Genomic DNA, 19,864 nt, shown 5'->3' with positions numbered 1-19,864 from the left:
ACCGGACCACGAACTGGCTGTCAGACCCGGCTGAATCGCCTGTAGGAAGAGCCCTGCACGCGCGGTCCAGCACCCCGGTCCGGGGAAGGAGGCAATACCATGCAAGCCGTTCCTCAATCGCTGCGGACCCTCCTCAGCGGCCGCCGCTTTCGCCAGTGGCACCACCTGCTCCTCGCACTGGGCGGCACCTTCGTGCTGCTGGTGCTGGGATCGAGTCACTGGCAGGCCACCGCCAGCCTGCAGGCGCTCGGCGACCTGCGCCAGCAGGCGGTACGGGTCGAACACCTGGACAGCCTGCTGATCCAGCTGATGGACGCCGAAAATGCCGTTCGCGGCTATCTGCTGAGCGGCAATCGTGCCCACCTCGGGCCCTACGAAAGCAGCCGGGCAACGGCGAGCGCACTGGTCGATGATATCCGCCGGGACCTGGCGGGGCCGACCAACGACGATGCCCTGGCCGACCTTGCCGGGCTGGTCGCGATCAAGTTGCGCAGCCTAGGCCAGCTGGTCGAGCGCGGCGTAGCGGGCGAAGAAACGCTGAATGAGGGCAAGCGCTACACCGACCGGATCCGTGGCCGCATACTCGGACTGAAGAAGCGCCTGGCGGTGGAGGGCGACGATTCTTTCGCGCGCTCAACGCGCCATGTCGAGCGCACGCGCTGGGTGGTCGCCACCCTGGCCGTCGGTGCTCTGGCGTTGATGGTCCTCATGCACTTCGTCCTCAAACGACAATTCAAATTGCGCGAACAGATCGCCTACTTGCTGCACCGCGAGAACCAGCGCCTCGATGCGCAGGTCCAGGAGAGGACAGCCGAGCTGAGCGACCTGGCGAGCTACCTGACCAATGCGCGCGAGGCCGAAAAGGCGCGGCTGGCGCGCGAACTGCACGACGAACTGGGCGCCTTGCTCACCGCCGCCAAGATGGAGTCGGGATGGATCGCCCGCCATCTCGATGCGACCGGACTCGTGCCCTGCCGCGAGCGGCTGGCCCGGCTCGACGAACTGCTTGATGGCGGTATCGCCCTGAAGCGCCGGATCATCGACGGCCTGCGCCCGCCGCTGCTTGAAATGCTCGGCCTGGTCGCCACCTTGCGCGCCCTCGGCGAAGAGTTCGCCCAGGGCGACGGGGAAACCCTGGCCATGGAGCTACCGGAGGACGATGTCGAGATTGCCCCGGCACCGGCGCTGGCGCTTTTCCGTATCGCCCAGGAGGCCCTGACCAATATCCGCAAGCACGCTGACGCCCGCCGGGTGAAGCTCGCCCTGCGGGTGACGGCCGAATGGCTGGAACTGGAGATTGAAGACGACGGCAAGGGCTTCCCGAGCGGCGGCGACGGCGGCCGGCATCACGGGCTGGCCGGGATGCGCCACCGGGTCCAGATGTACGCCGGGGAATTCACGCTGACCAGCCAGCCCGGGGCGGGAACCCGGATCATTGTCCACCTGCCGCTGAGCGCTACCGTGCCGGCGCCTGCTGCCGCGGCCTGAGCGACCGGCAAGCACGCATTAGCGCACTGAACGAGCTGGCGGATTTACACAGTTAGGCCGCATTCAGGCAGCGTGGCGCCCCAGCGAGGCGGCCGGGAATCAGCCTATCGTATTCATTCCTGACCACTTCGTGGCACTCACAGGTGCCCGCCTCGAGGCCGGCTCGGTCGAGGACGGTGATCTGGCCGCGGCGATAACGAATCAGTCCGGCAGCTTGCAGTTTTCCGGCTGCCTCCGTGACTCCCTCGCGGCGCACGCCGAGCGTGTCGGCGATCAAGGCATGGGTCATCTTCAGTTCTGGCGAACGCGCGTGGTCGATGCTGAGCAGCAGCAGGCGACAGAGTTGCTGGACGACCGTATGGTGCCGGTTGCAAACCGCCGTTTGCGCCATCTGGGTCAGCAGAACCTGCGTGTAGCGCAGCATCAGGTCATTGAGCGCACCGCCGCGCCGTCCACCGGAGCGATCGAATTCATTTTTGAAAGACTGGCAGTGCAGTTGATAGAGATGGCCGCCCCCCAGCGCCATCGCGCGATGCGGCATGTTGCCGCCGCCCATGAAGAAGGCGATGCCGACCATGCCGTCGTTGCCGACCACCGCCAGGTCGGCCGAACTGCCATTTTCCATGGTGTAGTGCAGGGAAACGATGGCGGTTGTCGGAAAATAGACGTGATGCAGATGGTCTCCGGACTCGTGCAAGATCTTGCCGGGCGGGATCCAGATCAGTTCGAGATCGGGTTTCAGTCGTTCGAGAACCAGCGGCGGCAGTGACGCCAGCAGGTGATTCTGCAGTGGCGATGCGGGCAGCGGTTTCATCAAGCGCACGGCGGGCCGCCGGCGCATTACTTGGACGTTGTCACATGGCATAGCAATATCTCCTCGAGCGCTGCTCACCAAACGAACGGCGTTCAGCCTCGTTTTCATCATCCGGCCGCCGGAGTGCGGCCATCGCTGGATGCTGGGTTCCGAGAATCAAGGGGCGGCGAGGCGGACCTCGCCTCTTATGGTGGAGTGTTGCCGAGCGCGAACTGCCACCCTATCCCTGGGCAAGCCTCAAGAGATTTGGCTCCAGTATATGACCGTCGCTTAAGCACCGGTGTCGGAAGCCGCTGATTTTTCTGTAGGACAATTCTCACAAATCCGGCCAGCTCGACCCCTGCGGCCCTCAGTGCGCCAAGGCCAACCGCACATAAGCGAGCAGTTCGTCCATCTGGGTCGATTTGTCGAAGAAGCGCTCGGCGCCGAGGGCGATACAGCGCTCGCGCAACTGGCTCTGGTTATGATTCGAAAAGACCACGGCGCGTGGCCGGCCGAAACGATCGGGGTTGCCGTAAAGCATCCGGAGGACGCCCAGGCCGCTGCCCGCCCGCAACTCCAGGTCGACGATGGCAAGGTCGGGCTGCTGGCTTTGCAGCAACTCGATGGCCGTTGTCTCGTCAGCCGCCGCCCCCACCACCCTGACCCCGGCCAGTTCCCCGAGGACGGCGCCCACAGTCTCGCGCAGGAGCAGGGAATCCTCGATCAGAACGATCGTCAGCGGCGCGTTCGGATCAGGACGGCTCATCGCTCTCTCGCTCAGTCCGCCAGCAGCCCGTTGCGCACGGCGTAGGTGGCCAGTTCGGCATTGCTCGCCACCCCCAACTTGTCGAGCAGCCGGGAGCGATAGGTGCTGACCGTCTTGACGCTGAGGTTGAGCGCCCCACCGATCACCGAGACCGACTGGCCCTGGGCGAGGCGCAGGAAAACCTGCAACTCGCGCTCGGAAAGCTGCTGATGAGGAGCCGGGGCGCCACCGCCGAGCACCTCGTCGGCGAGCAACTCCGCCATCCGCGAGGACAGGTAACGGCGGCCCTGGGCAACCGTGCGCACGGCCTGCAGCAGTTCGTCCCGGCCGCATTCCTTGCACAGATAGCCGTCAGCACCGTTGCGGATCATCGCCATGGCGTAACGTTCTTCGGGATAACCGCTCAAGACCAGCACCCGCACGTCGCCATGACGCTGGCGCAGGGTGCGCAGCAGATCGACTCCGCTTTGCCCGGGCAGGGCAAGATCGAGGAGCAGGACGTCGCAAGCGGTTTCGTGCAGGCTGGCGAGCGCCTCCTCGCCGGAGCCGGCCTCGAAGGCGATGCCGATGCCGATTTCTTCCGAGAGCATCTCGCGCAATCCAGCCCTGACGATCTCATGGTCATCGACGATGGCAACCTGGAGCATAGGCAATCCCTTTTTAATGGCATAAGCATCTGACCCGCGATTGTCGGTCAGAGTTCAGACGAGCGCACCGAGCAGTCTGAAAGCCCGCGGTCGTCGGCTTGGGCGGCTGTCGGAACCGTCCTACATGCCAATCAGCGGCCGCCGACTGTTTTTGGCCGGGGCGAATCTAGGATGAAATCAAGCCGCCGGACAAGCCATCGCTGCGGCAGCGGGATATTTTTTCCCGCATCCGGCGGCTGATCGATTGCAAGGAGGACACCATGCTGCGCAAACATCTGTTCTGGCTGTTGCCGGTCTTCTGGCTGGCCCCGGGCCTGACCCAGGCCGAAACCGGCAGCGCCGACGACCTGGTCAAGAACGTCACGACCGACGTATTGACCATCCTGCGGGAAGACAAGGACATTCAGTCGGGCAATCGCCAGCGGGCGATCACCCTGATCGAGAACAAGGTCGCCCCCCATTTCGACTTCGACCGGATGACCAGTCTCGCAGTCGGCCGCGCCTGGCAACAGGCGGACGCCAGCCAGCGCAAGGCGCTGACCAGCGAATTCCGCACCCTGCTGGTCCGCACCTACGCCAACTCGCTGACCGCCTACCGCGACCAAACGGTGAGTTTCAAGCTCCCGGCCCGGCCGGCCGGCGGCGACGAGGTCACCGTCCGCAGCCAGATCAACCAGCCGGGCGGCCAGCCGATTTCGCTGAACTACAGCCTGACCCGGACTGACGGCGGCTGGAAGGTTTTCGACGTTGCGATCGCCAACGTCAGCCTGGTCACCAACTATCGCGGCAGCTTTGCCAGCGAAGTCGACAAGGGTGGCGTTGCCGGCCTCCTGAAAGCCCTGCAGGAAAAGAATCGCCGTCCTGAAACGGCCAAGTCACCGGCCTGAGGCGACGACGGTGGAGCCCGGGCAGCACGTCAGCGCCCGGGCTTCGAATCACCAACCCCACAGAGGAGTCTCCATCATGCGCAATAAATCCCTACTCGCTGCCAGCCTCGTCCTGCCGCTGCTTGTGCTCGGCTGCGACCGGGCCGAACAGTCGCCGACCGCGGCCAACCCGAGCGCTGAAAGGCAGGCGAACACGCCATCTGCCGAAGACCGGATGCTGGAAAAATCGGCCCCGGCTGCCGGCGCGCCAAGCACACCCGACAGCTCGTCGCCCGCCATGTCACCGCCGAAAGTCCTGGACGACAGCGCCGCGCCGGCGACTTCATCAAGCGAACCCAAAAAAGCTTATTGACGCATCTCCGCCGGGCCTTGCCCGGCCTTGATGCACTCCTCCGCCCCCGCCGCTTACCCAAGCGCCGGGGGATTTTCCGCTGGCGATGCCGGTCCCGAGCCTCACTGCCAGAGCCCGGTTGAAACATAGCGTTCCCCGGTGTCGCTGAGCACGGTAACCAGCGTCCGGCGGTCACCCTCGGCCGCCAGCCGCAAGGCAACATCGACATAGGCGCCGGACGACGGCCCGACATAGAGGCCGAGTTCGGCCAGGCGCCGGCACATCGCCGCCGCCTGCTCGAGGCTGACCGGATAGCGCCGGTCGATCAATTGCTGGTCGAGCAGCGGCGGCACGATATCCCCGGGATGACCAAGCGGTTTCAGGCCCTCGATGCCGGGAAAGGTTTCGGGGATCGCCGCCGCGATCAGCACATCCGGTTTGTCGCGCCGCAGGCGGCGCCCGATGCCGGTCAAGGTGCCGCCGGTGCCGACCCCGACAACCAGCGCATCGGGCGGTCCAAGGCCGCGCTCGGCCAGCTGGGCGAGAATCTCCTCGCCGGTTCCCTCGTAATGCGCCCGCCAGTTCTCCTCATTGGCGTACTGGTCGCACAGCCAGTAGCGTTCCGGCTGCTCTTCGGCCAGCCGGTGGGCGGTGCGCAGGGCATGGTCGTAGCCCTCGAGCGGATCAGTCAGCACCAATTCGGCCCCATGGGCTTGAATCCGCGCCAGCCGCTCGGCGCTGGCATTGCCCGGCACGACCAGGGTCACCGGGATGCCGAGGGCGGCGCCGAACATCGCGTAGGAAATGCCGGCATTGCCCGAGGAAGAGTCGAGCAGCCGGCGCTGGCCGGCAAAACAGCCGCTGCCCCGGGCGCTGAGCAGCATCCGGGCGACCGGCCGATCCTTGATCGAACCGCCGGGGTTGACGCTCTCCAGCTTGGCGAAGAGGCGCACGCCGGGCGCGACCTCGCCAGCGAACGGGATTTCTACCAGCGGGGTATGGCCGACGGCGGCGAGCAGGGCGGCGGCACTCATGCTAGGGCATTCTCGCTGGCGTGTGAGTCAGCCCCCCCGCTCATCGCACCGCCTCCTTGGCGCTCATAAGGCTCGTGGCCGCTGTCGGTCGGCGGTGGGCAGCATTCGCGGACGGGCGCATCCCCGCTCGCGCGGGGCCCCTGCTTCCTGCTCATGCTGCCGCCTGACAAAACGCCGCGTAATCGACATAGCCGGGAAAGGCCCCGTAGTCGCCGCAGTAGCGGCAGAGCGGGTCGGGGTGCAGGGCGTATTCGGTGAAGCGGCCGGGCAGGGCGTCGTAGCACAACAGGCGGCCGACCAGAGGGTCGCCCAGGCCGAGCAGGATCTTGAGGGCTTCGATCGCTTCGAGCAGCCCAACGATACCAGGCAGGACGCCGAGCACGCCGGCTTCGGCGCAGGATGGGGCGAGTTCGGGCGGAGGCGGTTCGGGGTAGAGGCAGCGGTAGCAGGGACCGCGGCGCTCGGCATAGCCCGGCCAGAAGACCGTGACCTGCCCCTCGAAGCGGTACACCGAGCCGTGGATATTGGGGATCTCCAGCTTGACGCAGGCATCGTTGACCAGATAGCGGGTCGGGAAATTGTCGGAGCCATCCACCACCAGATCGTAGTCGGCGAAAATATGCTCGACATTGGCGCTGGTCAGGCGCTCCGCGTAGGTCTCGATGCGGATTCCCGGGTTAAGCGCGAGCAGGCTGGCGCGCGCCGAATCGACCTTGAGCTGCCCGATCCGGCCATGGGTGTGGAGCACCTGGCGCTGCAGGTTGCTGTGTTCGACGCGGTCGTCGTCGATGATGCCGAGGGTGCCGACGCCGGCTGCCGCCAGGTAGAGCGCAACCGGGCAGCCGAGACCGCCGGCGCCGACCAGCAGCACCTTGCTCTCGAGCAATCTGGTCTGCCCTGCTTCGCCGACCTCGGGCATGGCCAGATGCCGACTGTAGCGCTCCCGGTCGTCGCGGCTCAGCGTCTGCGGCAGCTCGCCGGGCAGCCCCTCTGCCTTCCAGCGGGCATAGCCGCCGACCACCGAGACGACCTGGCGGTAGCCGAGATCGAGCAGGGCCTCGGCGGCGAACAGCGAACGCACGCCGCCGCCGCACAGGGTGATCAGCGGCTGGTCGTAGTCGGGCAGCGCCGACTCGACGCGCAGTTCGAGGAAACCACGGTTGATGCGCAGGGCACCCGGCGGACTGCCCTGGGCGACCTCGTCCGGCTCGCGGACATCGATCAGGACGGCCCCATTGGCCAGGAGCTCCAGGGCCTCGGCCGGCGTCACTTCGGGAATGCGGGCCCGCAATTCGGCCAGCCTGCGCTCCTTGCCACCCGCCCCGCCGGCCACCGCGGGAACGATAGCGAGCACGGCACCAGGGGTGACCGGCGTCAATAACCCGTTCAGAGCCCGGATGTCGTCGGGGCCGACGTAAATGTTCACGAACTGGCGCAGGCTGCCATCTGCCGCCATGACCCGTTCGAGGATGCCAGGGTGGGCTTCGCCGAGGGCGACCAGGGCATCGCCGACGGTTGCCCCTTCCACCGCAACCTGGTCGGCACCGTCGGTATAGCCGCGCAACGGGGTGGGAATGCGGATGGTGACCAAGTCGCTGAGATGTTCAACCATGGCGAACCTCCTCTTCGTAAAAATCGTGCCCGGCGAGCCGCCAGGAGCGCAGATCGACCACACCGCCAGGCGTCACCGACATGATCAGGTACGACCAGCCCGGCCAGGCCAGCGCCCGGTCGGTTTCGCTGGGCCTGGCCGGGTGATCGGGGTGGCTGTGCCAGACCCCAACCACCATGATGCCCATGGCCGCCGCCGCCTGCTCGGCCGCCAGGTAGTCGCGGGGGTCGAGTTCGAAACGGTCGCCGGCCCGCTCCACATTGACGTTGCGCGCCGTGTGCTGGAGCACGACACGGCACCCTGCGGCCTCATTGAGACCGAGCAGCAGGCCGCAGGTCTCGTCGGGATAGCCGACATCGGCCTGGGCGACCAGTTCGGAACGTACCTCGGATGGAAGCAGCAGAACGCATGACATCGCGCAGCCCTCATTACTTACACCCGGTTGGACCGGTTCCGCCAGCTGCAAGTTCGGCTGGCCCGCGCCGCGGGCTAGTCATCCGGTATAACAACACGCCCTAAGTTATGCCATTGCACTTGATTACCCCGGCTCTCGTCATATGTTGTTAGAATCTTCCGGCAACTTCCCTAAACCCCACCTGTCCGACAAGCATCGCCGGCGAGGTTCGGCCAATACTGCAGATTGGGGGCAAATTGGTTCACGAATTGATGCCTGATGATTCGGTTTTCCTGCCGACACTGGCGGCCGACCGCGGGCAGCGGCAGCTGGCCCTGTTCGTCGTTCTGCTTTCCGTCGCCAGTTTCGTTGTCATCGCCCCGTTCGCCAAGCTGCCGCTGACGCCGGTCTGGGCCTTCATTCCGATTTACGAAGCGGTGCTGATCATCAACGATCTGGTCACTGCGGTCCTGCTCTTCGGCCAGTTCGCCATGCTGCGTTCGAAAGCCTTGCTGGTCCTGGCGGCGGGCTACCTGTTCACGGCCTTGATGACCGTCGCCCACGCCCTGAGCTTCCCCGGGCTATTTGCTCCGGGCGGCCTGCTCGGCGCCGGCGCCCAGAGCACCGCCTGGCTGTACATGGCCTGGCATGGCGGCTTTCCGCTGTTCGTAATCGCCTATGCCTGGTACAAGGATGCGCCGCAGCGGACCATGCCGGGGCCTCTGGCTGCCGCTCCGGCGATCATCTCCAGCCTTGCCGTGGTTGCTGCCCTGGTGCTCGGGCTGACCGCCCTGGCGACCGCAGGACATGACCTGCTGCCCCCGATCATGCAGGGCAATCGCTATACGCCGGCCATGATTGTCGTCGTTTCGGGAGTCTGGCTGCTCAGCCTGCTTGCCCTGCTCGTCCTGTGGCGGAAGCGGCCGCATTCGCTGCTCGACCTCTGGCTGATGGTGGTGATGTGCGCCTGGCTGTTCGATATCGCCCTGTCCGCCGTGCTCAATCAGGGGCGGTTCGATCTCGGCTTCTACGCCGGCCGAATTTTCGGGCTGCTGGCCGCGACTTTCGTGCTGGTCAAGTTGCTGCTCAAGAACGGCGTGCTCTATGCAAGGCTGGCCGAACTGCATGGCGCCGAATACCGGAAAAATATCGACCTCGAGCGCCTGCACGAGCAACTCAAAGCCCGGGAGCGGGATCACGTCGCGGCACTGGAAGCGCTGCACAACAAGGAAGAGGAAATCCGCGCCATTGTCGAGAACCTCAGCGACTGCGTCATCACGATCGACCGCCAGGGCATCTTGCGCAACGCCAATCCGGCACTCGAACGGATCATGGGCTACGCGGTGGACGAGGCGGTCGGCCGCAATGTATCCCTGCTGATGCCCGAGCCCCATAACAGCCAGCATGTTGGCTATCTGGAACGCTACCTGCGCACCGGCGAGGCGCACGTGATTGGCACGCCGCGCGAAGTTGTCGGCCGCCACAAGGACGGGCGGCCGGTGCCACTCGAACTGTCGGTCAGTGAATACACCGTGCGCGGCGAACACTACTTCATCGGCACCCTGCGCGACATCAGCGAACGCAAGCGCTTCATCGCCGAACTGACCCGGGCGCGGGCCGATGCCGAGCAGGCCAATGGTGCCAAATCGGCCTTCCTGGCAACCATGAGCCATGAGATCCGGACCCCGATGAACGGCGTCGTCGGCATAGTCGAGTTGCTCACCCACAGCCGCCTCTCCGAGCACCAGGCCGATCTGCTGCAGACGATCAGCGAGTCGGCCGCCACCTTGCTCGGCCTGATCGACGACATCCTCGACTTCTCCAAGATCGAGGCCGGCCGCCTCGAAGTCGAGCAGGCACCGGTTTCCATCGCCAACCTGGTCGAAGGTCTGGCCAATTCGCTGATCACCGTCGCCCTCCGCCGGGGCGTGGACCTGCTGCTGTTCATTTCGCCGGACATTCCCGAGCGCGTATTGGCCGACGACGTGCGGCTGCGCCAGATTCTCTACAACCTGATCGGCAATGCCATCAAGTTTTCGGCCGGCCGGCCGGGTTACCGCGGCCGCGTGGCGATCCGCGCCGAAGTCGCCGCGACGGCGCCCTTGCGACTCCGGTTCAGCATTTCCGACAACGGCATCGGCATCGCACCGGAAGCCATCGAACACCTGTTCACGCCCTTTACCCAGGCCGAGGTATCGACCACCCGGCGCTTTGGCGGCACCGGTCTGGGCTTGGCCATCTGCCAGCGCCTGGTGACGCTGATGCAGGGCGAAATCGTCGTCAGCAGCACGCCGGGCAGTGGCTCCACCTTCACCGTCACGCTGCCTTTCGCGCTGGCCGACCAGCAACCGTTACGCTCCCTGCTCAGGCTCGATGGCGTGCACTGTGTGGTCATCGCCGGCCATGATCTCGCCCCGCAAGATTTGAGCGCCCATCTAACGCATGCCGGGGCACAGGTGGTCGTGGCCGGCGACCTCGAACAGGCTGCCTGTCACGCCGCCGCCCTGGACAGTCCGGTGATCATCTACGACGCCGGGCATGATGGGTCTCCGCTCGATGCGTTACGGCTGGCTTTTGCGACCCAGCCCGGCGTCCGTTACCTGATCCTGACCCGTGGCCAGGGGCGGCGGGCCCGCCTCGAGGCGCCGGACGCCGTCAGCCTGGATGGCGACGGGATGCGCCGGCAGTCCCTGCTGCGCGCCGTGGCGATCGCCGCCGGCCAGGCTTCGCCGGAGGTCGTTCAGGACGACATCGACGACTTCCGTGACGAAGAGGTCGTGGCACCGAGCATTGCCGAAGCCCGCGCTGCTGGGCGGCTAATCCTGGTCGCCGAGGACGACGAGATCAACCAGAAAGTCATCCTGCGCCAGCTCGCCCTGCTCGGCTATGCGGCGGAAATCGCCGGCACCGGCAGCGAGGCGCTGCGCTTGTGGCGCGAGGGAAATTACGCCCTGCTGCTGACCGATCTGCACATGCCGGAAATGGACGGTTACACCCTGGCCGCTACCATCCGCCGCGAAGAGGCCGGCGCCCGGCGCATGCCGATTCTCGCCCTGACCGCCAATGCCTTGCGCGGCGAGGCCAACCGGGCCCGGGCCGCGGGCATGGACGAGTACATGACCAAACCGGTGCAACTGGGCCAACTCGAGAACGCACTGGATAAATGGCTGCCCGGGATGGCCGCCAGGCCGGAGTTGCCCGCACCAGCGGTCGCCAAACCGGCAGCCGGCAAACGACTGGTCGATGTCTCGGTGCTGACGGCGCTGGTCGGCGATGACAAGGCCAACCTGCGTCGGCTGCTCGGCATCTACCTGACCTCGATCCGTTCCGCCTGTGAAGAGCTTCTGCCTGCCCTGGCAACGAACGATGCGCGCGGAATCGGGGGCATTGCGCACCGCCTGAAAGCATCGTCGCGCTCGGTCGGCGCCCTCGAACTGGGCGATCTCTGCGCCGAGCTGGAAAACGCCTGTCGGGCCGGAGACCAGGCTGCCATCACCGCCGGCAGCGAAAATTTCATGGCTGCGCTGGCGGCAGTCGATACCTGCGTTGCCGATTTGATCGAAGCGACCTGAGCGTCGCTTCGGAGGAAAATCATGAAAATCCTGTTGGTCGATGATGAACTATTCCAGCTCAACCTGTTGACGCTACAGCTGGCCAACCTCGGGTTCAGCGAGGTGACCTGCTGCATCCGGGCCCATGACGCCCTGGCCGCGCTGGAAAAGGACGTCGCTGCCTGCGATCTGGTGTTCTGCGATTTGCAGATGCCGGAACTCGATGGCGTCGAGTTCGTGCGCCACCTGGCGCGCATCGCCTACCTTGGCCATCTCGTCCTGGTCAGCGGCGAAGACGAACGCATCCTGAGGACGGCGGAAAACCTGGCCCGGGCCCACCATCTGAACGTGCTCGGCATCCTGCACAAGCCGGTGGCGCCCGAAAGTCTGAAGAAAATACTGGACAAGAACCTTGTCCGAACGGCGCGCGCCCCCAAGGCCACCGCCCCCCGGAGCTTTGGTGCCGACGAGTTGCGCCGGGCGATTGCCGGTGGCGAACTGGTCAATTACTACCAGCCCAAGGTCGAACTGGCGACCGGGGCGGTAGCCGGCGCCGAGTGCCTGGTACGCTGGCGGCATCCCGAGCACGGCATGGTCTTCCCCGACCAATTCATCGGTGTCGCCGAAGAGCACGGGCTGATCGACGAGCTGACGCACGCCGTCCTCGCCGCCGCCGTGACCCAGGTCCGGGCCTGGCGCGATGCCGGACTGCCCTGGCGCATGGCGGTCAATATCTCGATGGACAATCTGGCCCATGTCGATTTTTACGACCTGGTGCTGGCCGAAATCCGCCAGGCCGGTATCGCGCCCTCCGACCTCATCCTGGAAGTCACCGAATCACGTCTGATGAACGACCCGCTGGCCTCGCTCGACATCCTGACCCGCCTGCGCCTCAAGCGCATCAGCCTGTCGATCGACGATTTCGGCACCGGCCACTCGTCACTGGCCCAACTGCGCGACATTCCCTTCGACGAATTCAAGATCGACCGCAGTTTCGTCCATGGCGCCAGCGACAACGACACCCTGCGCGCCATCTTCGACGCCAGCCACCACGTTGCCCGCCAACTCGGCATGAAAACCGTGGCCGAAGGCGTCGAAGACCGGGAGGACTGGGAATTCCTGCGCACCTGCGGCTGCGACATGGCGCAAGGCTATTTCATCGCCCGCCCGATGCCGGCCGACGAACTGGCCGGCTGGCTCGCCGGCTGGGAAATGCGCCGGCTGGGGATGGACGACGCCTGATCGTCGCGGCCGCTTGGGGCACCGCCCCGCCGCCGATGCGGCAGACTGCGGATCAATCGAAACGGGAATCCCTGACCTCGACCCGGCCAGCTTCGACCCGCACCGGAAAGACCGGCACCGGCTCGTAGGCCGGTGGCGACAGGGCGGCGCCGGTAACCAGCGAAAAGCGCGCGGCATGGCGCGGACAGGTGATTTCCAGCCCGCTCAGCGTGCCGTTGGACAGCGTCGATGACTCGTGGCTGCACAGATCCTCGATCGCGTAGTAGCGGCCATCGACATTGAAAACGGCGATCACCACGCCATCCACCTCGACGCAGCGACAAGTGCCGGGGACAAATTCCGCCGCGGCATCGACATCGGTCCATTCGCTCATCCCACTCCCCTTTTTTACAGCAAGCCCAGTTCCAGGCGGGCCGCCTCGCTCATCATCGTTTTCGACCACGGTGGCTCCCAGACCAGTTCCAGCTCGACCTCCTCGACCCCGGGCACTTCGCGCACCGCGTCGGCCACCGTTTCGGGAAAGGTCTGGGCGACCGGGCAACCCGGCGCAGTCAGGGTCATCCGGATATGGACATGGCCGTTCGCCGGGTTGGCCTTGAGTTCGTAGATCAGCCCCAGGTCGTAGATATTGACCGGAATTTCCGGGTCGAAGATGGTGCGCAGCACGAAGATGATGTCGCTTTCCAGCTCGCTCTTCGGCTCGCTTTTCGGCGGCAGGCGGTCGGCTTCGGCGCGTTCGGCTTTGGACAGCCATTGACGGAATCCCATGGCGTCTACTCCGTGGACACCGGCCGCTGTTCGGCATGCAGCGCGGCCTGCAGGGTGTGCCAGGCGAGCGTCGCGCACTTGATCCGGGTCGGGAATTCGCGGACTCCGGCCAGCACCTCCAGCTTACCCAGGCCGCCTGCGGGCAGGCGCCCGTCTTCAGTCAGCATGGCGTGAAAAGCGGCGAATAAGGCTTCGGCGTCGCCGACCGCCAAGCCTTTCAGGGCTTCCGTCATCAGCGAGGCGGAGGCCGTCGAGATGGCGCAGCCGACGCCTTCGAAGCGGGCCTCGGCGATCGTGCCATCGACTACTTTCAGGCGCAGGGTCAGGCGGTCGCCGCACAGCGGGTTGAAGCCTTCAGCCTGGTGGCTGGCCTCGGGCAAGGGGCCGAAATTGCGCGGCCGGCGGCCGTGGTCGACGATCACTTCCTGGTACAGATCGCGCAGGCCGCCGCTCATGCGAACACCTCCTGGACCTTGGCCAGGCCACGGAACAGGGTATCGACCTCGTGCCGCGTGTTGTACAGCGCAAAAGACGCGCGCACCGTGGCCGGCACGCCGTAACGCTCCATGACCGGCATTGCGCAATGGTGGCCGGTGCGCACCGCGACGCCCTGGGTATCGAGGATGGTGCCGATGTCGTGGGGATGGATCCCGGCCAGCGTGAAAGAGAGGATGGCGCCCTTGTCGGCAGCGGTGCCGATCAGCGTCAGGCCGGGGAATTCGCGGGCCTGCGCCGTGGCATAGGCGAGCAGCTCGGCTTCATGGGCGGCAATGGCTTCCAGACCGACGCTGCGCACATAGTCGATGGCGGCGCCGAGGCCGATGCCGCCAGCAATGTTGGGGGTACCGGCCTCGAACTTGTAGGGCAGATCGTTCCAGGTCGAGCCGGCGAAACGCACTTCGCGGATCATGTCGCCGCCCCCCTGGTAAGGCGGCATGCCTTCGAGCAGGGTGCGCCGGGCGTAGAGCACGCCGGTGCCGGTCGGGCCGTAGAGCTTGTGGCCGGAAAAGACATAGAAATCGCAGTCGAGGTCGGTCACGTCGACCATCATGTGGGCCACCGCCTGCGCCCCGTCGATCAGCACCACGGCGCCGGCCCGATGCGCCATGGCGATCATGGCCTTGACCGGGTTGATGCTGCCCAGGGCATTCGACATCTGGGTCAGCGCGACCAGCTTGGTGCGCGGGCCAAGCTGGTCGGCGAACTGGTCGACGATCAACTGTCCGGCGTCGTCGATCGGCGCCACCCGCAGCACGGCGCCGCTGCGCTGGCAGAGCAGTTGCCAGGGCACGATGTTGGAGTGGTGTTCCATTGCGCTGATCAGGATTTCGTCGCCGGCCTGCAGGCGCTGGCCGTAGCTGCTCGCCACCAGGTTGATCGCCTCGGTGGCGCCGCGCGTGAAGACGATTTCCTCGCGGGCCGGCGCCTGGATGAAGTCGCGCACCCGCTCGCGCGCCGCCTCGTAGGCCTCGGTCGCCTCCTGGCTCAGGTGGTGCACGCCGCGGTGGATATTGGCGTTGTAGTGGGCGTAATAGTGGCGTTCGGCCTCGATCACCGACCACGGCTTCTGGCTGGTCGCGGCATTGTCGAGATAGACCAGCGGATGGCCGTGGACCTCGCGGTGCAGGATGGGGAAGTCCTGACGCCGACGAATGACGTCGAGGGCGGGAGCCCCGGCTTTCGAATCGATCAGCTTGCCCAGCATCGTCCCTCCCTTACTGGCGCGGCAGTTTGACCTGCAGCGCTTCGTCGAGCCGCCCCTGCAACGCGTGCACGTGGACCCGCTCGATGATTTCCATGGCGAAGGCCCGGGTCAGCATGGCGCGGGCCGAGGCCTCGCCGATGCCGCGCGAACGCAGGTAGAAGACCTGCGCTTCGTCGAGCTGGCCGACCGTGGCGCCATGGTTGCACTTGACGTCGTCGGCCCAGATTTCGAGTTGCGGTTTGGTGTCGATTTCGGCGTTTTCCGAAAGCAGCAGGTTGTGGTTGGTCTGCACGGCGTCGCTGCCCTGGGCATCGGGATGAACCACCACCCGGCCGCTGAAGACGGCCCGCGAAGCACCGTTCACGACGCCCTTGTAGAGCTGGCGGCTGGTGCAGCGGGCTTGCCGGTGATCGATGCGAGTGTGGTGATCGATGTGCTGGCGACCGTCGGTAAGGTAGAGGCCATCGAGCGTGCACGATGCCCCTGCAGCCTGCAGCCCGACCGTGATGCCGGTACGGGCGAGCCGCCCGCCGAACGCGAAGGAGCCGGAAACGAAGCGACTGTCGGCAGCCTGCGCCACATTGACCGTCGCAATGTGAAAAGCTCTCGGGCTCTCCTGCTGGAGCTTGTGGTGTTCGATGCTGGCGCCCGCCCCGAGCACGATGTCGCTCACCGCATTGGTGAAGTAACTGCTCTCGTCGAGCCCGACATGGTGCTCGACGATGGCGGCCGAACTACCCTCCCCGGCGACGATCAGGTTGCGCGGCTGGATCGCCAGCGCCGCTTCGCTGGCGATGAACAGCAAGTGGATCGGCGCCTTGACGGTGACGCCCGGCGGCAGGTGCAGATAGGCGCCATCGGCCATGAAGGCGAGATTGAGGTCGGCAAAGGGCGAGGCCGGATGGAAGAGGACCAGATGTTTCTCCAGATCCTCCGCCTCCTGCGCCAGGTGGTACGCCAGGCTGCCGAGCACGACACCGGCTGGCAGGCGGCCCGGGCGGCACAGGTCGGGAGCGAGCCGGCCATTGACGAAAACCAGCAGATGGCTGTGCTGCAAAGCGTGGGCATCGACCAGCGCGGCCAGAGACACGCCGCCGGGCGACGGCAACACGTTGAAGCGACCGTTTTCGATGGCCACCACGTTGGTGTATTTCCAGTCCTCGTCGCGCAGGGTCGGAAAGCCTTGCTGGGCAAAGCGCCCGATCGCCTCGGCACGGGCCTCGCGCAGCCAGTCGAGGTGCTGCCCCGGCAGGTCGCGGCAGATGCGCCGGAAGGCGCCCTGGTAATCGTCGGCGCTACCGACCAGGCGGGCGTTCATGACACGGCCTCGGCCGGCGTGCCATAGCCGGTACGCTCCAGTTCGATGGCCAGCTCCCGGCCGCCGGAGCGGGCAATGCGACCGTCGGCCAGGACATGGACGCGATCCGGCACGACATGGTCGAGCAGGCGCTGGTAATGGGTGACCAGGACGATCGCCCGCTGCGGACTGCGCAGCCCGTTGATGCCGGCGGCGACAACTTTCAGGGCGTCGATATCGAGGCCGGAATCGCTTTCGTCGAGCAGGGCGAGGCTCGGTTCGAGCAGCGCCATCTGCAGGATCTCGTTGCGCTTCTTCTCGCCGCCCGAGAAGCCTTCATTGACTGGTCGGTAGAGCAGGCTCTCGTCCATGTCCATGAGCTTCAGCTTGGCGCGGATCAGGGCCAGGAAATCGATGGCGTCGAGTTCGGGCAGGCCGCGGTGGCGGCGCAGGGCATTGAGGGCGGCCTTCAGGAAATAGACATTGGCGACGCCCGGAATCTCCACCGGATACTGGAAGGCGAGAAAGATGCCCTGCCCGGCCCGCGCCTCGGCCGTCAGTTCGAGCAGATTGGCGCCCTGGTAGAGCACTTCGCCGCCGGTCACGACATATCCTTCACGGCCAGCCAGGACATGGGCCAGCGTGCTCTTGCCCGAGCCATTGGGGCCCATGATGGCGTGAACCTCGCCGGCCTTGACGCTGAGGTCGAGCCCCTTGAGGATGGGCTGGCCGTCGACACTGACGTGCAGATTGTGGATCTCGAGCATGGTCGTGCTCCTTAGCCGATGCTGCCTTCGAGACTGACCCCGAGCAGCTTTTGCGCTTCGACGGCGAACTCCATCGGCAGTTCCTGGAAAACTTCCTTGCAGAAGCCGTTGACGATCATCGATACCGCATCCTCGGCGGACAGGCCGCGGCTCTGGCAATAGAACAGCTGGTCTTCACCGATCCGCGAGGTGGTCGCCTCGTGCTCGACGCGGGCCGACGGATGCTTGACCTCGATGTAGGGAAAGGTGTGGGCGGCGCACTTGTCGCCGAGCAGCAGCGAGTCGCACTGGCTGTAATTGCGGGCGCCGACCGCGCTCTTGGCAACCTTGACCAGGCCGCGATAGGCGTTGTGGCCGTGGCCGGCCGAAATGCCCTTGGAGACGATGTTGCTGCGGGTATTCCTACCGAGGTGAACCATCTTGGTGCCGGTATCGGCCTGCTGGTAATTGTTGGTCAGTGCCACCGAATGGAATTCGCCGTGCGAGTTGTCGCCCTTGAGGATCACGCTCGGGTATTTCCAGGTGATCGCCGAGCCGGTTTCGACCTGGGTCCAGGAAATCCGCGAGTTGTCGCCGCGGCATTCGCCGCGCTTGGTGACGAAGTTGTAGATGCCGCCCTTGCCTTCCTTGTTGCCGGGGTACCAGTTCTGCACCGTGGCGTAGCGGATCTGGGCGTTGTCGAGGGCGATCAGCTCGACGACTGCGGCGTGCAACTGGTTCTCGTCGCGCATCGGCGCCGTGCAGCCTTCGAGATAGCTGACGTAGGCATCGCGGTCGGCGATGATCAACGTGCGTTCGAACTGCCCGGTATTGATGGCGTTGATCCGGAAATAGGTGGACAACTCCATCGGGCAACGCACGCCGGGCGGGATGTAGCAGAACGAACCGTCGGAAAACACCGCCGAATTGAGGCTGGCGAAATAGTTGTCGGTGTAGGGCACGACCGAGCCCAGGTACTGGCGGACCAGGTCCGGATGCTCGCGCACCGCCTCGGAGAAGGAGCAGAAGATGATGCCCAGCTCGCCGAGCTTGGCCTTGAACGTCGTGGCCACCGAAACGCTGTCGAACACCGCATCGACCGCGACGCCGGCCAGGATTTCGCGTTCCTGCAGCGGCACGCCGAGTTTTTCGTAGGTGCGGAGCAGTTCGGGATCGACCTCGGCCAGGCTCTGCGGTCCGTCCCCGCGTGATTTGGGTGCCGAATAGTAGCTAATCGCCTGGTAGTCGATGGGCGGATGGTGGATCGTCGACCAGCCGGGTTCGGTCATCGTCAGCCAGTGGCGATAGGCCTGCAACCGCCACTCGAGCATGAACTCCGGCTCGTCTTTCTTGGCCGAGATCAGGCGGATCACGGCTTCGCTCAGCCCGACCGGAACGGTGTCGGTTTCGAGATCGGTATGGAACCCGTGGCGGTATTCGCGGCTGACGAGTTCGTCGAGTTTCGTGGCTTCCTTGAGCATCGGGTTGCCTCCTTCGCAAATTGGACCGGTTCCCCCTGTCATCGTTCAGGGTGATCGGTCAATCGCGCGAAGCGCCGGCCGGGCGGGCCCGGAGGCAGATGGCAGGATGCTTAGAGGGCGACGCTGAGCAGCGGATCGTTGGCCGGAAAGCGTTCGGCGTAGGCCGCATCGGGCGCCGGATTGCTGCCGTCGGCGAGGGTCAGGACCTGGTCGAGATGGCGCTCGGAGGCGGCGAGCAGCCGGCGGTAGAGTTCCATGCAGAGCAGGCGCGCCTTCTGGCCCGGCCAGTCCACCGGCAGCAGGACATCGGGCAATTCCGGGTCGCGCAGCAGCAGGCGGCGGTAGTCATGAATGAGCAGGGTGCGCAGCAGGAAGGCGTCTTCGGCGCCGACTTCAAGCTGGCGGTCGCTGCGCAGTTCAGCAAGGATCGGCAGGTAGGTGGCGACGAAGGCGGCGTAGGCCTTGGCCAGTTCCTCGAGATTCCAGGCCCGGCGCACGAGGTCGGCGTCGTTGGCCGACAGGCCGGCCCGCGAATCGGCGGCGAGCAGCGGCATCAGGCGATCGAGATGGTCGGCCAGACCTTCGGCGACCAGGGCATCGAAAGCCGCCGTCAGGTCGGCCGAGGGATGCACGAAACAATCGGCGCCGAGCACGCCGAAGCCCTGCCAGAACAGGGCACGGCGCAGCCGTTCGCGGTCTTTGGGATCGAATTCGCCGACCGCCAGGATCAGGCGCCAGCGGCGGTCCCAGAGCGGTGCGTGGGCGGCGTAGATATGGCGCGAGGCCTCTTCGAAACGGCGACGGCCGGAGTTGGTCAGCACGTAGTCGGCGCGGCGGCCGACGGTTTCGGTGCGCAGCCACTCTTCCTTGGCGAGCCGGAAGACCGAGGTGCGAACCAGGCGCTCGTTAAGTTCCAAGGGTTCGAGCAGGTGGATCAGGCTGCCCAGCCAGATCCGGCCGCCGCGCGGCAGGATGGCGTCGCCGAAGACGGAAATGATGAGCGAACCCGCCTGGACGCGGCGTTGCTGCCGAAAATCGTCGAGGCGGGCCTTGATGGATGGGATCACGGTGTCAGGCAGAGCGGAGAATCTGCGCATGGTAGCGATTCCCTCCCTCCCT

General features: G+C 65.7%; 19 protein-coding genes. 5 read left to right on the top strand and 14 right to left on the bottom strand.

The features are described from left to right. Positions 1 to 99: 99 nt before the first annotated feature. Positions 100 to 1,488, top strand: a complete 1,389-nt coding sequence (locus NQE15_RS01060; protein WP_265945789.1) for a CHASE3 domain-containing protein — start codon at positions 100 to 102, stop codon at positions 1,486 to 1,488. Between the two features lie 52 nt (positions 1,489 to 1,540). Here the strand turns inward: NQE15_RS01060 and NQE15_RS01055 are convergent, their stop codons facing one another. The 3 genes from NQE15_RS01055 to NQE15_RS01045 all read right to left on the bottom strand — a co-directional run bounded on the left by NQE15_RS01055 (position 1,541) and on the right by NQE15_RS01045 (position 3,697). Next, complete coding sequence (locus NQE15_RS01055) at positions 1,541 to 2,302, bottom strand: Crp/Fnr family transcriptional regulator (protein WP_265945787.1); 762 nt, start codon at positions 2,300 to 2,302, stop codon at positions 1,541 to 1,543. Positions 2,303 to 2,651: 349 nt separating this feature from the next. Beyond that, a complete protein-coding gene (locus NQE15_RS01050) occupies positions 2,652 to 3,050 on the bottom strand; it encodes a response regulator (RefSeq protein ID WP_265945785.1) in 399 nt (132 codons plus the stop codon). 11 nt (positions 3,051 to 3,061) lie between these two features. Further along, positions 3,062 to 3,697 carry a response regulator transcription factor gene (locus tag NQE15_RS01045; RefSeq protein ID WP_265945783.1) on the bottom strand — a complete coding sequence of 212 codons (636 nt, stop codon included), beginning with the start codon at positions 3,695 to 3,697 and terminating at the stop codon, positions 3,062 to 3,064. 260 nt (positions 3,698 to 3,957) lie between these two features. Between NQE15_RS01045 and NQE15_RS01040 the strand changes: the two genes are divergently transcribed. Together NQE15_RS01040 and NQE15_RS01035 are read left to right on the top strand one after the other, a co-directional pair. Continuing rightward, positions 3,958 to 4,584 (top strand): MlaC/ttg2D family ABC transporter substrate-binding protein, encoded by a 627-nt coding sequence (locus tag NQE15_RS01040; RefSeq protein ID WP_265945781.1) that lies wholly within the window; start codon positions 3,958 to 3,960, stop codon positions 4,582 to 4,584. A gap of 76 nt (positions 4,585 to 4,660) precedes the next feature. After that, positions 4,661 to 4,936: a hypothetical protein gene (locus NQE15_RS01035; protein ID WP_265945779.1), complete on the top strand. Its 276-nt coding sequence runs from the start codon at positions 4,661 to 4,663 to the stop codon at positions 4,934 to 4,936. Between the two features lie 101 nt (positions 4,937 to 5,037). Here the strand turns inward: NQE15_RS01035 and NQE15_RS01030 are convergent, their stop codons facing one another. From NQE15_RS01030 to NQE15_RS01020, 3 genes are all read right to left on the bottom strand, one after another. Further along, a complete protein-coding gene (locus NQE15_RS01030) occupies positions 5,038 to 5,949 on the bottom strand; it encodes a PLP-dependent cysteine synthase family protein (RefSeq protein WP_265945777.1) in 912 nt (303 codons plus the stop codon). A 151-nt stretch (positions 5,950 to 6,100) separates the two neighbouring features. Beyond that, entirely contained in the window at positions 6,101 to 7,561 is a 1,461-nt protein-coding gene (gene moeB / locus NQE15_RS01025; RefSeq protein WP_265945775.1) for a molybdopterin-synthase adenylyltransferase MoeB, read from the bottom strand. After that, positions 7,554 to 7,976: a M67 family metallopeptidase gene (locus NQE15_RS01020; RefSeq protein ID WP_265945773.1), complete on the bottom strand. Its 423-nt coding sequence runs from the start codon at positions 7,974 to 7,976 to the stop codon at positions 7,554 to 7,556. Before NQE15_RS01020 ends, moeB begins: the two co-directional genes overlap by 8 nt. Positions 7,977 to 8,227: 251 nt before the next feature. Between NQE15_RS01020 and NQE15_RS01015 the strand changes: the two genes are divergently transcribed. Both NQE15_RS01015 and NQE15_RS01010 read left to right on the top strand, forming a co-directional pair. Then, positions 8,228 to 11,527, top strand: a complete 3,300-nt coding sequence (locus NQE15_RS01015; protein ID WP_265945771.1) for an ATP-binding protein — start codon at positions 8,228 to 8,230, stop codon at positions 11,525 to 11,527. A 21-nt stretch (positions 11,528 to 11,548) separates the two neighbouring features. Beyond that, positions 11,549 to 12,748, top strand: coding sequence for an EAL domain-containing protein (locus NQE15_RS01010; RefSeq protein WP_265945769.1), 1,200 nt, complete (start codon positions 11,549 to 11,551; stop codon positions 12,746 to 12,748). A gap of 52 nt (positions 12,749 to 12,800) precedes the next feature. Here NQE15_RS01010 and NQE15_RS01005 read toward each other — a convergent pair whose 3' ends face one another. The 8 genes from NQE15_RS01005 to paaX form a co-directional block, all read right to left on the bottom strand. Next, entirely contained in the window at positions 12,801 to 13,121 is a 321-nt protein-coding gene (locus NQE15_RS01005) for a non-heme iron oxygenase ferredoxin subunit (RefSeq protein WP_265945767.1), read from the bottom strand. Positions 13,122 to 13,135: 14 nt separating this feature from the next. Further along, positions 13,136 to 13,516, bottom strand: coding sequence for an SUF system Fe-S cluster assembly protein (locus NQE15_RS01000; protein ID WP_265945764.1), 381 nt, complete (start codon positions 13,514 to 13,516; stop codon positions 13,136 to 13,138). Positions 13,517 to 13,521: 5 nt separating this feature from the next. Beyond that, the gene (gene sufU, locus NQE15_RS00995; protein ID WP_265945762.1) at positions 13,522 to 13,971 is read right to left on the bottom strand and encodes a Fe-S cluster assembly sulfur transfer protein SufU; all 450 of its coding nucleotides are present in this window, start codon (positions 13,969 to 13,971) and stop codon (positions 13,522 to 13,524) included. After that, entirely contained in the window at positions 13,968 to 15,221 is a 1,254-nt protein-coding gene (locus NQE15_RS00990) for a cysteine desulfurase (RefSeq protein ID WP_265945760.1), read from the bottom strand. Before NQE15_RS00990 ends, sufU begins: the two co-directional genes overlap by 4 nt. 10 nt (positions 15,222 to 15,231) lie before the next feature. Continuing rightward, positions 15,232 to 16,539, bottom strand: a complete 1,308-nt coding sequence (sufD, locus tag NQE15_RS00985) for a Fe-S cluster assembly protein SufD (protein ID WP_265945758.1) — start codon at positions 16,537 to 16,539, stop codon at positions 15,232 to 15,234. Continuing rightward, positions 16,536 to 17,285, bottom strand: coding sequence for a Fe-S cluster assembly ATPase SufC (gene sufC, locus NQE15_RS00980; RefSeq protein WP_265945756.1), 750 nt, complete (start codon positions 17,283 to 17,285; stop codon positions 16,536 to 16,538). Before sufC ends, sufD begins: the two co-directional genes overlap by 4 nt. A gap of 11 nt (positions 17,286 to 17,296) precedes the next feature. Beyond that, on the bottom strand, positions 17,297 to 18,745 hold the full coding sequence (gene sufB / locus NQE15_RS00975) for a Fe-S cluster assembly protein SufB (protein ID WP_265945754.1): 1,449 nt from the start codon (positions 18,743 to 18,745) through the stop codon (positions 17,297 to 17,299). 110 nt (positions 18,746 to 18,855) lie between these two features. After that, entirely contained in the window at positions 18,856 to 19,842 is a 987-nt protein-coding gene (gene paaX, locus NQE15_RS00970) for a phenylacetic acid degradation operon negative regulatory protein PaaX (RefSeq protein WP_265945752.1), read from the bottom strand. Between the last annotated feature and the right edge of the window lie 22 nt (positions 19,843 to 19,864).

Source organism: Dechloromonas sp. A34 (assembly GCF_026261605.1).
Lineage (GTDB): Bacteria > Pseudomonadota > Gammaproteobacteria > Burkholderiales > Rhodocyclaceae > Azonexus.
This window is presented reverse-complemented; position numbering and strand designations above follow the sequence as displayed.

Coding starts and splice junctions, on each gene's coding strand:
- NQE15_RS01060 (WP_265945789.1), top strand. CDS start 100: ATGCAAGCCGTTCCTCAATCGCTGCGGACCCTCCTCAGCGGCCGCCGC.
- NQE15_RS01055 (WP_265945787.1), bottom strand. CDS start 2,302: ATGAAACCGCTGCCCGCATCGCCACTGCAGAATCACCTGCTGGCGTCA.
- NQE15_RS01050 (WP_265945785.1), bottom strand. CDS start 3,050: ATGAGCCGTCCTGATCCGAACGCGCCGCTGACGATCGTTCTGATCGAG.
- NQE15_RS01045 (WP_265945783.1), bottom strand. CDS start 3,697: ATGCTCCAGGTTGCCATCGTCGATGACCATGAGATCGTCAGGGCTGGA.
- NQE15_RS01040 (WP_265945781.1), top strand. CDS start 3,958: ATGCTGCGCAAACATCTGTTCTGGCTGTTGCCGGTCTTCTGGCTGGCC.
- NQE15_RS01035 (WP_265945779.1), top strand. CDS start 4,661: ATGCGCAATAAATCCCTACTCGCTGCCAGCCTCGTCCTGCCGCTGCTT.
- NQE15_RS01030 (WP_265945777.1), bottom strand. CDS start 5,949: ATGAGTGCCGCCGCCCTGCTCGCCGCCGTCGGCCATACCCCGCTGGTA.
- moeB (WP_265945775.1), bottom strand. CDS start 7,561: ATGGTTGAACATCTCAGCGACTTGGTCACCATCCGCATTCCCACCCCG.
- NQE15_RS01020 (WP_265945773.1), bottom strand. CDS start 7,976: ATGTCATGCGTTCTGCTGCTTCCATCCGAGGTACGTTCCGAACTGGTC.
- NQE15_RS01015 (WP_265945771.1), top strand. CDS start 8,228: ATGCCTGATGATTCGGTTTTCCTGCCGACACTGGCGGCCGACCGCGGG.
- NQE15_RS01010 (WP_265945769.1), top strand. CDS start 11,549: ATGAAAATCCTGTTGGTCGATGATGAACTATTCCAGCTCAACCTGTTG.
- NQE15_RS01005 (WP_265945767.1), bottom strand. CDS start 13,121: ATGAGCGAATGGACCGATGTCGATGCCGCGGCGGAATTTGTCCCCGGC.
- NQE15_RS01000 (WP_265945764.1), bottom strand. CDS start 13,516: ATGGGATTCCGTCAATGGCTGTCCAAAGCCGAACGCGCCGAAGCCGAC.
- sufU (WP_265945762.1), bottom strand. CDS start 13,971: ATGAGCGGCGGCCTGCGCGATCTGTACCAGGAAGTGATCGTCGACCAC.
- NQE15_RS00990 (WP_265945760.1), bottom strand. CDS start 15,221: ATGCTGGGCAAGCTGATCGATTCGAAAGCCGGGGCTCCCGCCCTCGAC.
- sufD (WP_265945758.1), bottom strand. CDS start 16,539: ATGAACGCCCGCCTGGTCGGTAGCGCCGACGATTACCAGGGCGCCTTC.
- sufC (WP_265945756.1), bottom strand. CDS start 17,285: ATGCTCGAGATCCACAATCTGCACGTCAGTGTCGACGGCCAGCCCATC.
- sufB (WP_265945754.1), bottom strand. CDS start 18,745: ATGCTCAAGGAAGCCACGAAACTCGACGAACTCGTCAGCCGCGAATAC.
- paaX (WP_265945752.1), bottom strand. CDS start 19,842: ATGCGCAGATTCTCCGCTCTGCCTGACACCGTGATCCCATCCATCAAG.